The sequence below is a fragment of the Microbacterium martis genome, from assembly GCF_047246685.1.
GTDB lineage: Bacteria > Actinomycetota > Actinomycetes > Actinomycetales > Microbacteriaceae > Microbacterium.
Window position 1 is genome coordinate 33,376 of the sequence record NZ_JBFOKT010000002.1, and the last position, 15,555, is coordinate 48,930.

Here is a 15,555-nt window from a genome sequence, read left to right on the forward strand (position 1 = left end):
AGGGAGGCCGACGACGCGCGTCAGCCCTTCACGCTTCCTGCGGCGAGTCCTGACTGCCAGAACCGCTGCAGGGCGAGGAAGACGATGACGATGGGGATGATCGCGAGCAGCGATCCGGTGATGACGAGGTTGAAGATCACGTCGCCGTCTGCCGTGGAGGCTTGCGCGTTCCACTGGTTGAGCCCGACGGTGAGCGGATACCACTGCGGGTCGTTCAGCATGATCAAGGGCAGGAAGTAGTTGTTCCAGCTGCCCACGATCTCGAGGAGGAACACCGCGAGGAGACCCGGCACCATGAGGCGCAGCCCGATCGTGAAGAAGGTGCGCAGCTCGCCGGAGCCGTCGACGCGGGCCGCTTCGAGGAGCTCGTTCGGGATCGAGTCGGCGGCGTACACCCACAGCAGGTAGAGGCCGAACGGGGTCACCAGCGACGGGATGATGATGGCCCACGGAGTGTTGGTCAGCCCCATCTGGCTGAAAAGCAGGAAGGTCGGGACGGCGAGGGCCGAGCCGGGCACCGCGATGGCGCCGAGGATCACCGCGAAGACCGCCCGCCGCCCCGGGAAGCGGAACTTCGCCAGGCCGTATCCGGCCAGCGCGGCGAGCAGGGTCGATCCGCCGGCGCCGATCAGCGTGTACATCACGGTGTTGCGGAACCAGATCAGGAAGGCGCCGTCGTCGTAGGTGAAGACTCCGACGACGTTGTCGATGAAGGCGTTCGAATCGGCGAACCAGAGCCCGAAAGAGGTGAACAGGTCGTCGACCGATTTCGTGGAGTTCACCACCAGCCAGAAGAGGGGGAAGAGGGCGTAGATCAGGACCAGGGTCATCGCCGCGGTCAGCAGCCAGGACCGTCGGGGCGTCCGGCTGGCGGCGGGGGCGAAGCGCACGGGCTTGTACCGCTTGCGCGCGCCGCTGCGCCGGTCTGCGGGAACGGCGGGCGTCGCGGGCGCGGCGGCATCGATCATCGTGGCCATCAGATGTCCCTCCGGAATCCGCGGCGCTGCACCAGGAACGCGACGACGCCGGTGATGACGCCCATGATCAGGGCGACGGCGGCGGCGGCGTTGTACTGGCCGCCCGCGAACGACAGGGTGTAGGCGTACATGTTGGGGGTGAAGTCGGTGCTGATCACGTTGGGCGCGAGCGAGCGGAGGATGTTCGGCTCGTTGAACAGCTGGAACCCGCCGATGACCGAGAAGGTGGCGGCGACGATGACGGCGGGCCAGATCGCGGGCAGCTTGATCGAGAAGATGATCCGCCAGGCGCCGGCGCCGTCGAGGGTCGCCGCCTCGTACAGGTCGGAGGGGATGACGCGCAGGGCGGCGTAGAAGACGAGCATGTTGTAGCCCATGTAGAGCCAGAGCCCGATGTTGCTGATGGCGGGCAGGATCAGAGCGCCGGAGAGAGGATCGGGCAGAGACCAGCCGAGCAGGTCGTTGAGATTGCCCACGAGCCCGAACTTGGGTCCGTAGATGTAGCCCCACAGGAGCGTCGCCACGACACCCGGGACGGCGTACGGGAGGAAGATGCCGAGCCGGAACAGGGCCGGGGCGTGCAGCCGGGCGCTGTCGAGCGCGAGCGCGGCCAGCAGGGCGAGACCCATCATGACGGGCATCTGGATGGCCACGAACAGCGTCACGCGGCCGACGGCCTCCCAGAATGAGGGATCGGCCAGCTGGCGGGCGTAGTTGTCCAGGCCCACGAACGTGACCCCGCCGATCATCCGCTCCTGGAAGAGGCTCAGACCGAGCGAGTAGACCAGGGGCAGGACGGTGGCGAAGAGGAACACCGACAGGAAGGGGGCGATGAAGAACAGGCCGACGAGTGCGCCTCGTCTGCGCGGCCTGCGCTTCTTCGCAACTGACATCGACGTCATGGGGTGCTCCGTGCTGTAAATCGGTTGACACAAGGATGACAAGCGGTGACCACCTTGTCAAATCCTTTTCAGATTGCGCGGAGGGTTCTTCGGGTGCTGTGAATTAGTTTCAGGGGCTGAGAGCGCGCGGACGGTTGGAGCGAGGGTAGGCCACGTCGGCTGGGAGACGGGTGACGACGAGGCGGCGATGCGAGTACCGTGGGCACATGCCGCAGCCTTCGCAGAGCACGTCGACAGGTGCGTCGAGCGCGCGACTCAACCGCGAGCTGATCATCACGACGGCTCTCGCGCAGATCGACCGCGGCGGTCCGCAGGGCCTGTCGATGCGATCGTTGGCGCAGGAGCTGGGCGTCGAGGCCATGTCGCTCTACCGGTACGTCAACGGCAAGGAGGATCTGCTCGAGGGGGTCGTCGACCTGCTCCTGGGTGGCCTTCCCGCGAGACTCGACGCCGAGCTCTCGGAGCACTGGCAGGGCTACCTGCAGTCCGTCGCGCATGAGGTGCGCCGCATCGCGATGGACCACCCGAAAGCGTTCCCGCTGATCGCGACACGCCATCCTGCGGCACCCTGGCTGCGTCCACCGCTGCGGAGCGTGGAGGTGGTCGACGCGTTCCTCGCGGCTCTCATCGGGCACGGCTTCTCCGACGCGCAGGCGGTGGGCGCCTACCGGTCGTTCACGAGCTTCCTGCTCGGCCAGCTGCTCCTCGAGGCGGCGGTGCGCGGAGCCGCGACCGGGCCGGTGTCGGAGCCCCTCGACGAGGGAGACGCCGAGATCCCCGAGGGCGACGGCAGGCGCCCACTGGACGACGCGCCCGAGGTCGTCCGCTTGCGCGATCTGCTCAGCGAGGACCGGAGCGACGAGGAGTTCGAGGTCTCACTCGAAGCACTGCTCGATCGCCTGGAGGATCGGCTCAGCCGGTAGGGTCCTGCCGGATCCGGCGACCCTCGTCGACGTCTTTCTGCTCCTTCTCGGCGGCCTTGTCGCTCTTGCGCGTGTCGCGGGGCGGAAGCTGAATGTCCTCCTCGGCGGCGATGCCGGCCTGCAGCTGGCGTCCGCGTTCGAGCTCGGCGTCGAACTCCGCCCCGAACAGCAGAGCGAGATTGGCGATCCACAGCCAGAGCAGGAAGATGATGATGCCCGCCAGCGACCCGTACGTGCGGTCGTAGTTGGAGAAGTTCGAGACGTAGAAGCCGAAGGCCAGCGTGGCGAGGCCGAGCACCACGATCGCCAGCAGGGCGCCCATGCTGATCCACCGGAACTTCGGCTGCTTCGCGTTCGGGGTGGCGTAGTAGAGGATCGCCACGATCAGCACGACGACGAAGGCGAGCACCGGCCACTTCGCGATCGACCAGATGGTCCGAGGCACGTCGCCGAGCCCGAGCGCGTCGCCGATCGCGGTCGTCACGGGACCCGAGACCACGAGGATGATGGCCGCGATGACGAACAGCACGATGGTGATGACGGTGACGAGCAGCTGGGTCGGCTTGAGCTTCCAGAACGGCCGGCCCTCCTCGATCTCGTAGACGCGGTTCATCGCCCTGCTGAAGGCGCCGACGTAGCCGGACGCCGACCAGATGGCCAGCAGGATGCCGGTCACGAGCGCGAATCCGGCGGCGGGCGAGTCGGCGATCTGCTCGATCGGACCGCGGATCGCGTCGGCAGCCTCGCCCGGAGCGACCTGCTCGACGATCTCGAGCACGGCATCGCTCGCGGCCTTGCCCTGTCCGACGACGCCGAGGAGCGAGAAGATCGCGATGAGACCCGGGAAGATCGACAGCACGGCGAAGTATGTCAGCGCCGCCGCGATGTCGGTGCACTGATCCGACGAGAACTCGCGGATGGTCTTCTGCAGGACGTACTTCCAGGACCGCTTGTGCAGGTCGTCGGGCGAGTCGGGCTTCGCCTGCGCCTCCGGGTCGGGAGCACGGCGATCAGTGGAGGGGGAGCTGCTGGCCATGGGGTGCCCTTCGATGTGGGGGCGGACCCACCGCACGGTGGATCCGCCCGTCGGAACCGATCGGCGATCGATCCGTGATCGGTCAGTGATCCGTGATGTTCTCGCGGGCCTGCTGAGCCTGGTCCTTCACCTCGCCGGCGGCGGTCTGCGCCTCGTCCTTGACGGCGGCCATCGACTCCTGCGTCTGGTCCTTGACCGAGGCGACGGACGCCTGGGCGGGCTCCTTCAGATGCTCGCCGACCTCCTTCGCCACGCCGGTGACCTCGTCGACCAGCGGCTGCGCCTGATCCTTGACCGTCGCCGCGACGTCCTTCTCCTTCGTCGAGGCGGGGATCAAGGACGCGACCAGGAGTCCGGCGCCGAAGGCGATGAGCCCGACGGCCAGGGGGTTCCCCTCCGCCTTCGCCATCGCCCGGTCCTTCACGTCGCCGACATGGGAACCGGCGTCCGACAGCGACGAGCCTGCGTCGTCGGCGGCGCCCATGACGCGATCGCGCACCGATCCGAACGCGCCCCGGACCTTCCCTATCTGCCGGTCGACGATCTTCGATGGAGAGACCTTGTCAGCCAGCGCATCGACGTCCTGACCGAGCCCTCGGCGCGTGCGCTCGATGTCAGCGCGGATCTCATCGGGTGAATCGCTCATCGGTTCTCCTCATTCCTCTTCAGCGTTTCCGGTATCTCCTTGAGGGTCTCCACAGTCTGCGGAGCCCCTTCGACCTGCGTGATCTGGCCACGTCCGACCAGGAACAGGATCAGGGCGATGACCGCCCAGATCACGGCGACGACGACCGCCGACCATCCCCCACCCATGAGGGTGCCGAGCGCCCACCACAGGGCGACGGAGAGGAAGAAGATCGCCATCAGCGCGCCGTAGCCGGCGGCACCCATGAGGCCCGCCCCCTTGGCGGACCTGGTCGCGGATTCCTTCAGCTCGGCCTTGGCGAGTGCGACCTCCTGGCGCATCAGCGTCGAGATGTCGCGCGACACCTCGCTGAGCAGGTCGCCGAGCGAGGTGGAGGCCGCCTTGGCCTCAGACGGTGTGGGGTCGGTCATAGTCGCCCTCCCCGAGGATGTCCGGTCGGGTCGACGCGGTGTGGTCGTAGAGCGGTGTTCCCGCCGCGGCATCCGTCGTGCTTCCGACGGCGACCGGCACGGAGGGGTCCGGATGCACCGGAACGGGCGCAGGCGCCGGTGGCGTCGTCGGCGACGACGCAGCATCCTTCTCGTCCGAGGCGTTCGCGGCGAGCGCGCGCGTCAACCGTCCGACGGCCACGCCGACGACGGCGGCGGCCAGGATGAAGGTGCCGGGCTTGCGCCGCGCGTACCGCTTGACCTCGCCCAGGACGGAACCCGGGTCGCGCTCGCCCAACCAGTTCGCCGCCGACGACAGACGGCCGGAGACCTGCTGGACCAGGTCGCCCGCGATGCCGCCACCGGTCGAGTTCGACGCCATCGAACCGAGTTCGTCGCTGACCGAGCGCAGCCCACCGGCGATGCGCTGCTGCTGCGTGTTGGCCTGCTCCTTCAGCTCGCGCTGAGTCTGCGCGAACAGATCCTTGGCCTGCGACTTCGCCTCGCCGACCACGGTCGCCGCCTCGTCCTTGGCGGTGCCGATGACGTCTTTCGCCTGGGACGCGGCCGTGTCCTTCAGATCCGCCGCCTCGTGCTTGGCGGCGTCGACCTTGCCTGACGAATCGGGGGATTGCACGTCCGGGCCGCTCGGGCCGGTCGTCTCGTAATTGTCCGACATTAGTGCTCCTTTTCGCGGACCGATCGTTCGGATCGGTGACCCCTGTCTAACGGTCGGACGAGTGCGCGCCAGGACCCTTGCACGGATTCGCCTTACGGTGTAAACGTCGGGCGCGGGTTTACGGTGTACCCCGCGCGGACGAGAACGCACCTTAGTCCGTAAGGCTGGGCAGGGTACGCGCAATCCGGCGTCGGGACAACCGCCTTCGGCGACCCGCCGCCCGCGCCTACGGTCAGCGCATGAGCACTCACGATCGCACCCCCGAGCCTCGCGAGGCGCGCGAGTCCGCCCGCCCCGACGACGCCGCCCTCCCGAAGGCACCTCACCCCACGGGATCGACACCGGTCGACGACGCCCGCAGCCTTCGCGACGACGTGCACGCGCGGGAGAAGGCCGAGTTCGGCGGCTTCAAGTTCGGCTCGGCATTCTTCGGCTGGCTCACCGCGATGGGCACGACCGTGCTGCTGACCGCCCTCGTCTCGGCGATCGGCGCCGCCGTCGGAGCCGGCAACGGCACCACCCCCGAGGAGGCCGCGGACTCGGCGATGGGACCGCTGGGCATCCTGGCCGTCGTGGTCATCGGCCTGGTGCTCCTGGTCTCGTACTTCGCCGGTGGCTACGTGGCGGGTCGGATGGCCCGGTTCAGCGGCGCCAAGCAGGGCATCGCGGTCTGGATCTGGGCCATCGTCGTCGCGATCGTCCTCGCGGTGGTCACGGCGATCGCCGGATCCCAGTGGGACATCCTGAGCACCCTCCAGGGTTTCCCGCGCATCCCGGTCACGCCCGAGACGGCGACCGTCACCGGCATCCTCGCCGCGGTGGGAGCAGCGGTCGTCACGCTGGTCGGCGCCGTCCTCGGGGGTCTCGCCGGGATGCGGTACCACCGCAAGGTCGACCGCGTCGGTCTCGGCCGCTGACTCAGGTCTCGGGAACGTCGAGCATCTCGTCGACGAGCATGATGCCGCCGGTCGAGTTGGCGGAGTGCATCAGCTCCTCGATCCACTTGACGTTGAGCTGCGGCACCTCCGGCTCGCCGAACGTGAAACGGAGAGGGATCGACGGATGCAGCCAGATGGTGGAACGGCCGCCCGGCTCGTCGTCCGGGTGCCGCCACGACAGAGTGAAGCTCTCGTTGCGACGCAGCTTCGTGGCGATGACCACCTTGAGATGGGCGAGAGCCCGATCTTCGATGTGCAGCGGCTCGGACGCGCCGCCGTAATGAATCACTCCCATGCCGCAACTTTACCGATTCGTAGCGCGACGAACGAAATACCGACCGGAGCAAAAACGTGCGATGATGAAAGCACCCACTCAGTGATCGATTCGGTCGCGCCGCCTGGCACGCGTTCGGTGGCGACATAAGGACAACGGGTGGGCAAATTCATCTATGAGGGCGGCGTCAAGACCGAGATCGAGGACCGCGCCCTCACGCACCTGCAGCTCGTGATGACGGCGAAGCTCCGGCGCGGCGAGCCGTTCGGGTTCACCTGGCGTGAGGACATGAGCGTCGGCGGCGGGCGCACCACCGTCTGGGTGCATGCCGGCAGCTCACTCGTCTTCAAGTACCACGGCAGCCGTCAGCCCTCGATCAACCGGGAGTGGATCGAAGCCCTCGCGATGACCGCGAGCGCGCCGAGCGGCCTGTACCTCGTGCCCGAGCCGGCCGAGACCTCTCCTCAGGAGCGGGTCGGCGTCCCGACGGCATAGCGGAGCCGTGGTCCGCTCCTCAGCGCAGGTCTACACTGACGCTGGACTGCTGCGACGAGGACGGAGGCCGCCACGTCATGGACATCGCGTGGGAGATCATGGAGATCGCCGCCTCCCCCGACCCCCTGGCCCGCCGCCGGGAGGAGCTCGGGCAGCGTCTCCTCCGCACGTTCGGCGCCGCCTCGTTCATCTCCTATCGGAGCGACCCGTCGGGTCCCTATGCCGATCCGGTGGCGATCAATCTGGGCGACGACCGCCTTCGCGCCTACGACACCCATTATCGGCACATCGACACGCTGACTCCGCGCCTGCAGCGACGGGGTCGCGCCTCGGCCGTGACCCTGAACCCGATCGCGCACGACGAGTTCGCGCACGACTTCCTCTTCCGCGCCGGCATGCACCACGGCATGAACTACTTCGCACCGAACGCCGCCGTGGGCTCCGTGGATCTTCGCGTCTGGCGCCCCCGGGCCGCCGGGGGCTTCTCCGCTGAGGACGTGCGGATGCTGCAGGCGATCGGCGACCTCGTGCACCGGCTGTGGGACACCGAACCCTCGGCAGCCGTGCTCTCGCCGCGTGAGCAGGACGTCGCCAGACTCGTGGCCGAGGGGCTGAGCGACCGAGGGATCTGCGAGACCCTCGGGATCTCGCATCCGACCCTGCGGACGCACCTCGCGCACGCGTTCGCCAAGACCGGCGCGCGGAACCGCGCCGCCCTCGCCACCTACACGGTCACGCATCGTCAGAAATGACGATGGCGCGGTCCGTCCGCTCCGACGAGGCTCGATCCGACAGCGATGTCACGAGCACGAAGGAGTCTCCATGTCACCCGTCGCCACCCGAACCGCCCGCCCGTCGCTGGCGTTGCTGCAGCGCATAGACCGATTCCCGCGCTGGGGCCTCAGCACCCTCTCCGTCCTCACGATCGGATTGGGGATGCTGTTCGTCCAGTACGACATCTTCAACATCAACGTGTCGTTCGTGCAGACGTGCGTCCAGATCATCGGCGGCTGCACGGCCGCGACGTCGGACCAGTTCATCGGGCTGCCCATCTTCCTGAGCCTCCTCGGCTACGGAGTGGGCGCCCTCGTGCTCGGTCCGCTCTCCGACCGGTTCGGCCGCCACCGGCTGCTCATCATCGCGATGGTGGTCACGGGGCTCGGCTCGCTGTACTCCACGTTCGCGGTCGACGAGACGCACTTCGCTCTGTCGCGGCTCATCACGGGCATCGGCATCGGCGCCGATCTCGCCATCATCAACGTGTACGTCAGCGAGGTCGCCCCCCGGCGGATGCGCGGACGCTACACCAGCGTGCTGTTCTTCATGGCTGCTCTCGGATCGGCGCTCGGCATCTGGCTCGGACTGTTCCTCACCACACCGATGACTCCCTGGCCGGAGGGGCTGCCCTTCGCCGTGGCATCCGATTCGTTCACCTCCGGTTGGCGCTGGGTCTATGGGGTCGGGGCGATCCTCGCCGCGGTCTCGCTGGTCCTGCGCATCGCGCTCCCCGAGTCGCCCCGCTGGCTCATCAGCCGCGGCCACCACGACCAGGCCGCGGGCGTCATCGCCCGCATGGAGCAGCTCGCCACCCGGCGATCGCCGCTGCTGCCCGAAGACGAGCAGGCGAAGGTTCCCGTTCCGGCGCAGGAGATGAGCACGCTGCGCGCGATCCGGGAGCTCCTGACGTCTCCGCTGTACCTGCGCCGGCTGGTCGTCCTCGGACTCGCATGGCTGCTCGGCTACATCACCATCTATTCCTTCGCAGGCGCGTTCACGTCGGTGCTCGTGCGCCAGGGCTTCTCGCCGGCCGAGGCCGGCATCGTCTCGGCTGTCGGCCTCGGCGGGTTCCTCATCGCCGCGCTCGTCGCACGCTCGGTGGTCGACCGGCTGGAGCGGAAGTGGTGGATGCTGGTCGGCGCGCTCATCACGGTCGCCGGCGCGCTCGTCGTCGCCGTCGGAGGGGGCTCTCCTGCGATCGTGTTCGCGGGTGCCGTGATCCTGTTCTTCGGTCAGAACCTCTGGGTGCCAGCGCAGTACGCGCTCACCGCCGAGAGCTTCCCGACACGGTTCCGCACCACGGCCTACGCGCTCGCCGACAGCATCGGTCATGTCGGCGGCGGCCTGGGGGTGTTCCTCCTGGTCGGCGTGCTCTCGCAGCTGCCGCTGCTGGGCACGCTGCTCGGCCTCGTGGCCTTCCTCGTCGTCGGCGCGCTGCTCAACCTGCTCGCGCCGCGCACGCGCGACCAGATGCTGGAGGAGATCTCGTCGTGAGCATCTCAGCCCCCGCCATCGGCCTCGACACCGGCATCTGGACCGAGCTCGCCGACGCGGCGGCCCTCGCGCGCGACTCGACGCACTCCCCCGTCGCGTTCCCGCTGGCGGTCAAGGCGAACATCGGTGTTCGAGGATTCGCGCGGTCGGCGGGATGCCGCCTGCTCGACACCGGTCCGGAAGAGGCCGACGCGCCGGTGGTCGCCGCCTTCCGCGCCGCCGGCGCCGTGGTCGTCGGCACGACCAACATGCACGAGCTCGCGCTGGGTGTGACGTCGGACAACGCGTCGTACGGTCCGGTGCTGCTGCCGCTCGACGGCGCGTTCGCGGCGGGCGGCTCTTCGGGTGGGAGCGCGGCCGCCGTCGCCGCCGGGGCCGTGCCCTTCGCGCTGGGGACCGACACGGGCGGGTCGGTGTCGATCCCGGCGAGCCACTGCGGCGTCGTGGGCTTCCGTCCGAGCACCGGGCGATGGCCCACCGCGGGCCTGGTCGGTCTGTCGTGGACGCGTGACACCCCGGGGGTGTTCACGCGAGACGTGGGCGACGCCATCCGCGCGGATTCATGGGTGACGGGCTCGGTCGCCGGTGTCGTCCGCGCGCGACCACGCCTCGGGGTGCCGCGCGAACTCGTCGCCGACCTCGACCCGCGAACCGCGCACGCCTTCGCGTCGGGGCTCGCCGGGCTGGCCGGGATCGTCGAGCTCGTCGAGGTCTCCCTCGCCCCGATCCTGCGGCGCACCCGCGCCGCCGAACCGGCGATCGTGGGGTGGGAGTCGGTCCGGGAGCTCGGCCTCGCCGCCGCGCGCGCACTCGGCCTCGCGCCCGACCGTGCTCTCGAGGCGCTGTCCCGAGGGGTCGAGAGCACCGACGTCGCCGCCTACCTCGCCGCCGCGATCGCTCGACCCGTCAGCGCCGATCAGTATGCCGCCGCGCAGTCGGATACGGTCGCCGCACGCGGTCTGGCCGACGCACTCTTCGCCGCGCACGACCTCGACGCGCTGGTGTTCCCGACGACCCCGGCCCCGGCACCCCGCGTCGACGGCCGAGCCGAGGGCGAGCACCTCGGCCGGGCGACGTCGCTCTTCGACCTCTACACGCGCAACACCGGCCAGGGCACCGTGCTCGGCTGCCCGATGGTGACCGTCCCGCTGCCCGTCGACGAGGGGGCACTTCCGATCGGGCTCACCCTTCAGGGCCGCCGGCACGACGACGCGCGCGTGCTGGCCCTCGCGGAGGTGGTCTCAAGGCGCCTGGCCCCCGCCTCGACCCCGACCTCCTGACCCTGCCCGACCCGCCCACCCGGCCCCGACCTGCTCACCCGGCCCCGACCCGCCACCCTGTCCCGATCTGCTCACCCGGCCCCGATCCGCTCACTGATCGGTCGAGTCCGTGAGCAGATCGGGGCGCGGTGAGCAGATCGGGACGAATGCCGGGGCCGGGGACGGATGCCGAGGCGGGACGGATGCCGAGGCGGGACGGATGCCGAGGCGGGACGGATGCCGGGGCGGGACGGATGCCGAGGCCGGGACGGACGCCCGTGGGGATGTCGGCGGCCCGTGCCACGATCGCCTCGAGGAGGCGCGATGCGAGACGAGGCGACGGTGCTGCACGCCGATCTCGACGCCTTCTTCGCGTCGGTCGAGCAGCGCGACGCCCCGGCTCTGCGGGGGCGCCCCGTGATCGTCGGCGGGGGCGTGGTGCTGGCGGCCAGTTACGAGGCGAAGGCCCGCGGGGTGCGCACCGCGATGGGCGGCCGCCAGGCCCTGCAGCTCTGCCCCGATGCCGTGGTCGTTCCTCCTCGCATGGAGGCGTACTCGGCCGCCAGCCGCGACGTGTTCGTCATCTTCCGCGACACCACGCCCCTCGTCGAAGGGCTCTCGATCGACGAGGCCTTCCTCGAGGTGGGCGGGCTCCGGCGCATCGCCGGCACTCCCGAGCAGGTCGCGGTGCGGCTGCGCGAGCGCGTGCGCACCGAGGTCGGTCTCGCCATCTCGGTCGGGGTGGCGCGCACGAAGTTCCTCGCCAAGGTCGCCAGCGCCGTCAGCAAGCCCGACGGACTGCTGGTCGTCGAGCCCGACCGCGAAGAGGCGTTCCTCCTGCCGCTGCCGGTCGAGCGGCTGTGGGGTGTCGGCGCGGCGACGGCCGAGAAGCTGCACCGCCTCGGCATCCGTACCGTCGGGCAGCTCGCCGAGCTCGAAGCGGCGACCGCCGAGCGTCTGCTGGGCAAGGCGACGGGCGCGCACCTGCACGCTCTGGCCCGGTTGCGCGACCCGCGACCCGTCGACACCACGAGACGCCGCCGATCGATCGGGTCGCAGCGCGCCCTCGGCAGCCGTCCGCGCTCCCCGGAGGAGCTCGACGTGATCCTGACCCAGATCGTCGATCGACTCGCGCGCCGCCTGCGCGACGGCGACCGGGTCTGTCGAACGGTCGTGCTCCGGCTGCGCTTCGGCGACTTCGCGAAGGCGACGCGCTCCCGCTCGCTCACCGCCCCGACCGATCGCACGGCGATCCTCCTCACCATGGCGCGGACGCTGCTCGCGGCCGCCCGACCCGAGATCGCCGACCGCGGCATCACCCTCATCGGCCTCTCGCTCTCGCAGCTCGACCGCGCCGACGGCGTGCAGCCCGAGCTGCCGATCGACTGGGGCGACGAGGAGCGCATCGACACCGTGCTCGATGCCGTACGCGACCGCTTCGGCACGACATCGGTCGCCCGGGCGGCGCAGCTCGGCCACGCGCCCGGCTGGTCTGCTCCTCTGCTGCCCGAGCACGAGTGACGACGACGGATGGCGGGTGGCGCACGGACTCCGGCGGCGCGATTGTCTCAGTTGCCGCCCGCGATGAGAAGGCCCTCGGCACGCAGCGCTCTGCCGCGTGGGATGGACGTCTCGGGCGGAGGTGCCGCACGGGGAAGGAGCCCAGCATGAGCGAGCGACCGAACGATGCGGCCACGACCGCACCGCGCACACCGGGCCGACTCCGGCCGCTGCGCGACCAGGTGGTCGTCGTCACCGGCGGATCGAGCGGGATCGGTCGCGAGACCGCCGTGAGGATGGCCCGGTCGGGCGCCACGGTGGTGGTCATCGCCCGAGACGAGGAGCGACTGGCGGCGACGGTGGCCGCGATCACGGCGGACGGCGGAGAGGCCCGCTACATCCTCTGCGACGTGTCGGATGCCGCGGCGGTGGCCGCCGCGGCCGACACGGTCGAGGGCTGGTTCGGGAGGATCGACACCTGGGTGAACAACGCCGGCGTGCTGGTCTACGGCCGCTTCGAGGAGACGAGCCCTGCGGAGTTCCAGCGCCTCATGGAGGTCAACTTCCTCGGACAGATCCACGGCGCTCAGGCCGCGCTGCCCGCTCTGCGGCGGGCCGGTGGCGGCGCGCTCATCGCGGTGTCGTCCGTCGAGGCGTCGACGGCGCTGCCGCTGCACAGCGCGTATGCCGCCACGAAACGCGCCGTCGAGGGAGCCATGCAGGTGCTGCGGCGGGAGCTGCGCGACCAGCGCGACCCGATCTCGCTGACGATCATCCGGCCGGCGGTGATCGACACGCCCATCTACGCGAACGCCCGCTCGCATCTGCAGCGCCGGCCGTCGGGTCCGCCGCCGTACTATGACGCGTCGGTGGTCGCCGATGCGATCCTGTACGCCGCCGCGCATCCGGTCGCGGAGGTCTACGCGGGAGGCGGCGGACGGATGCTCGCCCTCCTGCAGGCGGCGGCTCCCGGAGCGATCGACGCGGTGTTCGGCCGCTGGGGCGTGCGGATGATGCATACAGCCGAACGGCTCGCCCCCCACCCCGGCAATCTGGCCGCCCCGCAGCAGGGAGAGCTCCCGCTCATGCTGCCGCGCCGCGGTCGCCGGTGGAGCGTCTACACCGGCCTCGCCGTGCGCCCCGGCGTCCGGCGCGTCGTCGTGCTGGCGACCGCCGCGCTCGCCGCCGGAGCCGTCGCGCGCGCCGCCCGGTCAGGCCGCTGACGCCGACCAGGTGTGGCGCCGGGCGGCTCGGCGGCGGGCCCGCAGCGCGACGACGACGCCGGCGAGGAGCAGAATCGCTCCGGCGGCGTTCCACGCGATGTCGTAGGGAAGCAGCTCGACGTCGTACCTCACCTGATGCACACGCAGCACCTTGTGGTCGATCAGCCCATCCCACAGCTGGAACAGCCCGAGTCCGACGAGGTAGCCGGCGAGCGCGATCAGGCGGGAGAACTCACCCCGTCGGCGCACGTCGAGCAGGAGGAAGAACCCGGCACCGAGCGCGAGCAGCTCGCCGGCGTGCAGCAGTCCGTCGGAGATCAGGCCCAGGTCGCCCGTTCCCCGGTCGAAGAAATGGTGCCATCGGAGCAGCTGATGGAAGACGATCTCGTCGATCGCCGCCATCGTTCCGGCCCCCAGCAGGAACGCGCCCCAGAAGGAGCGGGTGCGGATGATGCGGGGACGAGCCGCCGCGGTCGGCCTGGTCATGTCGCCCCTTCCGGCAGTGCGGTCGCCGTGAGCACTCGTGCCGGTTGCTGCTCGGGCCGGACGCGGCGGCGGGCGGTGACCGCGCGCCGCCCCGACGCGCGGTACCAGCCCCAGAGCACCAGCGCGATCAGGACCAGGTCGACGAGATCACCGCCGTAGAACATGATCTGCGCTCCCGTCTGCAGGTCGAGCCGCGAGACGTCGTCGACCCGCATGAGGTCGGCCAGCACGCCGGTGCCGCCGGATGCCGAGGCGTAGAGAGCCTTCATCAACACGCCGTGCGCGGCGAGCGCCAGGGCCAGGACGACCAGGCGCACGATCAACGGCGCCCGATGCGGTGAGGGGTCGACCGGTGCGATCACCGCGGTGAACAGGAAGCCGGCGGCCAGGAAGTGCAGGAGGACCACGCGGTGCAGGAACGGCTCCGCGGTGACGCTGTGGAGCGGCGTCGTGTACAGCAGCCAGAGGCTGCCCACGCTCAGCACCCCGGCAGTGGCAGGGTGACCGAGCAGCCGAGCGGGGGCGCTGCGGAGGACGCGACTGAGCCGACGGGCCGGCAGCCGAGCGAAGCTGCGCAGGGCGAGCGTGACCGGCGCCGCCTGGACGAGCAGCAGCGGCGCCACCATCCCGATGAGCAGATGCCCCACCGCGTGATCGGTGAAAGGACGGTCGGGTGCGACTGACGTCGTCCCCGTCATCACGAGCGCCGCGACGGCGAGCCCGAGCATCCAGCACAGGGTGCGCCACCACGGCCACGGCCGGCCTTTGCCGCTCTCGGCGACGGCCGCGGCGACATAGATGATCGCGGCCGCGGCGAAGGGAAGCAGCACGATCGCCTGGCCGAGGGACAGGTCGGTACCGTGACCGTGATCATGCACGAGACACCGCCGTTCGTCGGGAAGTAGTCGAAGGTACGGTGCCGACGGCCCCACGTCAATCCCCTCTTCTCGCGGACATCGACCCCGCTAGCGTCAGGACCTCCACCGGCTCGGTCTGCATCCGATCCGCGCTCTCACAGCCAAGGAGAATCACATGAGCACCGCCGCAGAAACAGAATCCGGATTCGCCAGGACGGCGATCCAGAAGACCGCCCTCATCGTCGGTGTCGTCTTCCTGCTCGTCGGCATCGCCGGGTTCATCCCCGGCCTCACCCACGGCGGGCACCTGCACGGGGCGGGCGCCGAATCCGAGGCGCAGCTGCTCGGAGTCTTCCAGGTCTCGGTCCTGCACAACTTCGTGCACCTGCTGTTCGGCGTCGCCGGCATCGCTGCGGCCGCCCGCATCCGCGCCTCGCGCCTGTACCTCGTGCTCGGCGGTCTGGTGTACCTGGTGGTGTGGATCTACGGACTCATCGCCGTGAACAACCCGCAGATCAACTTCCTGCCCGTGAACGACGCCGACAACTGGCTGCACCTCGCCCTGGCCGCCGGCATGATCCTGCTCGGCATCTTCGTGACGCGTCCGACCCGCGTCGACCGGTCCGGCACCGCCACCGCACGGTGACGACGCACTCCTCGG

Annotated in this window: 18 protein-coding genes; 9 read left to right on the forward strand and 9 right to left on the reverse strand. The window is 70.0% G+C overall.

Annotation, left to right across the window (positions count from 1 at the left end; all coding sequences use genetic code 11):
* Nucleotides 1–20: 20 nt before the first annotated feature.
* Nucleotides 21–977 carry a carbohydrate ABC transporter permease gene (locus AB3M90_RS08075; protein WP_412951314.1) on the reverse strand — a complete coding sequence of 319 codons (957 nt, stop codon included), beginning with the start codon at nucleotides 975–977 and terminating at the stop codon, nucleotides 21–23.
* Nucleotides 977–1,879 (reverse strand): carbohydrate ABC transporter permease, encoded by a 903-nt coding sequence (locus AB3M90_RS08080; protein ID WP_412951316.1) that lies wholly within the window; start codon nucleotides 1,877–1,879, stop codon nucleotides 977–979. Before AB3M90_RS08080 ends, AB3M90_RS08075 begins: the two co-directional genes overlap by 1 nt.
* 206 nt (nucleotides 1,880–2,085) lie before the next feature.
* Between AB3M90_RS08080 and AB3M90_RS08085 the strand changes: the two genes are divergently transcribed.
* Entirely contained in the window at nucleotides 2,086–2,802 is a 717-nt protein-coding gene (locus tag AB3M90_RS08085) for a TetR/AcrR family transcriptional regulator C-terminal domain-containing protein (protein WP_412951318.1), read from the forward strand.
* Here AB3M90_RS08085 and AB3M90_RS08090 read toward each other — a convergent pair.
* The 4 genes from AB3M90_RS08090 to AB3M90_RS08105 form a co-directional block, all read right to left on the reverse strand.
* Complete coding sequence (locus AB3M90_RS08090; RefSeq protein ID WP_412951320.1) at nucleotides 2,792–3,838, reverse strand: YihY/virulence factor BrkB family protein; 1,047 nt, start codon at nucleotides 3,836–3,838, stop codon at nucleotides 2,792–2,794. The genes AB3M90_RS08085 and AB3M90_RS08090 overlap by 11 nt on opposite strands.
* 82 nt (nucleotides 3,839–3,920) lie before the next feature.
* Complete coding sequence (locus tag AB3M90_RS08095; protein WP_412951321.1) at nucleotides 3,921–4,484, reverse strand: DUF3618 domain-containing protein; 564 nt, start codon at nucleotides 4,482–4,484, stop codon at nucleotides 3,921–3,923.
* Nucleotides 4,481–4,894, reverse strand: coding sequence for a phage holin family protein (locus AB3M90_RS08100; RefSeq protein WP_412951323.1), 414 nt, complete (start codon nucleotides 4,892–4,894; stop codon nucleotides 4,481–4,483). Before AB3M90_RS08100 ends, AB3M90_RS08095 begins: the two co-directional genes overlap by 4 nt.
* The gene (locus AB3M90_RS08105) at nucleotides 4,872–5,591 is read right to left on the reverse strand and encodes an ATP synthase subunit B family protein (protein ID WP_412951324.1); all 720 of its coding nucleotides are present in this window, start codon (nucleotides 5,589–5,591) and stop codon (nucleotides 4,872–4,874) included. The genes AB3M90_RS08100 and AB3M90_RS08105 overlap by 23 nt, the downstream gene beginning before the upstream one ends.
* Nucleotides 5,592–5,830: 239 nt before the next feature.
* On the opposite strand from AB3M90_RS08105, the gene AB3M90_RS08110 reads away from it, so the two are divergent.
* On the forward strand, nucleotides 5,831–6,508 hold the full coding sequence (locus tag AB3M90_RS08110) for a hypothetical protein (RefSeq protein WP_412951325.1): 678 nt from the start codon (nucleotides 5,831–5,833) through the stop codon (nucleotides 6,506–6,508).
* 1 nt (nucleotide 6,509) lies between these two features.
* On the opposite strand, the gene AB3M90_RS08115 is transcribed toward AB3M90_RS08110, so the two are convergent.
* Complete coding sequence (locus AB3M90_RS08115; protein WP_412951326.1) at nucleotides 6,510–6,824, reverse strand: DUF7882 family protein; 315 nt, start codon at nucleotides 6,822–6,824, stop codon at nucleotides 6,510–6,512.
* A gap of 138 nt (nucleotides 6,825–6,962) precedes the next feature.
* Between AB3M90_RS08115 and AB3M90_RS08120 the strand changes: the two genes are divergently transcribed.
* The 6 genes from AB3M90_RS08120 (at nucleotide 6,963) to AB3M90_RS08145 (ending at nucleotide 13,551) form a co-directional block, all read left to right on the forward strand.
* A complete protein-coding gene (locus tag AB3M90_RS08120; RefSeq protein ID WP_412951328.1) occupies nucleotides 6,963–7,298 on the forward strand; it encodes a DUF7882 family protein in 336 nt (111 codons plus the stop codon).
* A gap of 77 nt (nucleotides 7,299–7,375) precedes the next feature.
* Nucleotides 7,376–8,050 (forward strand): helix-turn-helix transcriptional regulator, encoded by a 675-nt coding sequence (locus tag AB3M90_RS08125; RefSeq protein ID WP_412951330.1) that lies wholly within the window; start codon nucleotides 7,376–7,378, stop codon nucleotides 8,048–8,050.
* A gap of 70 nt (nucleotides 8,051–8,120) precedes the next feature.
* Entirely contained in the window at nucleotides 8,121–9,569 is a 1,449-nt protein-coding gene (locus tag AB3M90_RS08130) for an MFS transporter (RefSeq protein WP_412951331.1), read from the forward strand.
* Nucleotides 9,566–10,849 carry an amidase family protein gene (locus AB3M90_RS08135; RefSeq protein WP_412951332.1) on the forward strand — a complete coding sequence of 428 codons (1,284 nt, stop codon included), beginning with the start codon at nucleotides 9,566–9,568 and terminating at the stop codon, nucleotides 10,847–10,849. Before AB3M90_RS08130 ends, AB3M90_RS08135 begins: the two co-directional genes overlap by 4 nt.
* 303 nt (nucleotides 10,850–11,152) lie before the next feature.
* Nucleotides 11,153–12,349, forward strand: coding sequence for a DNA polymerase IV (gene dinB, locus AB3M90_RS08140; RefSeq protein ID WP_412951335.1), 1,197 nt, complete (start codon nucleotides 11,153–11,155; stop codon nucleotides 12,347–12,349).
* Between the two features lie 146 nt (nucleotides 12,350–12,495).
* Nucleotides 12,496–13,551 carry an SDR family oxidoreductase gene (locus AB3M90_RS08145; RefSeq protein WP_412951338.1) on the forward strand — a complete coding sequence of 352 codons (1,056 nt, stop codon included), beginning with the start codon at nucleotides 12,496–12,498 and terminating at the stop codon, nucleotides 13,549–13,551.
* On the opposite strand, the gene AB3M90_RS08150 is transcribed toward AB3M90_RS08145, so the two are convergent.
* Both AB3M90_RS08150 and AB3M90_RS08155 read right to left on the reverse strand, forming a co-directional pair.
* The gene (locus tag AB3M90_RS08150; protein ID WP_412951340.1) at nucleotides 13,540–14,037 is read right to left on the reverse strand and encodes a DUF2243 domain-containing protein; all 498 of its coding nucleotides are present in this window, start codon (nucleotides 14,035–14,037) and stop codon (nucleotides 13,540–13,542) included. The genes AB3M90_RS08145 and AB3M90_RS08150 overlap by 12 nt on opposite strands.
* The gene (locus AB3M90_RS08155) at nucleotides 14,034–14,915 is read right to left on the reverse strand and encodes a cytochrome c oxidase assembly protein (protein WP_412951342.1); all 882 of its coding nucleotides are present in this window, start codon (nucleotides 14,913–14,915) and stop codon (nucleotides 14,034–14,036) included. The genes AB3M90_RS08150 and AB3M90_RS08155 overlap by 4 nt, the downstream gene beginning before the upstream one ends.
* Nucleotides 14,916–15,069: 154 nt before the next feature.
* Between AB3M90_RS08155 and AB3M90_RS08160 the strand changes: the two genes are divergently transcribed.
* Nucleotides 15,070–15,540, forward strand: a complete 471-nt coding sequence (locus AB3M90_RS08160; protein ID WP_412951343.1) for a DUF4383 domain-containing protein — start codon at nucleotides 15,070–15,072, stop codon at nucleotides 15,538–15,540.
* Nucleotides 15,541–15,555 lie beyond the last annotated feature (15 nt).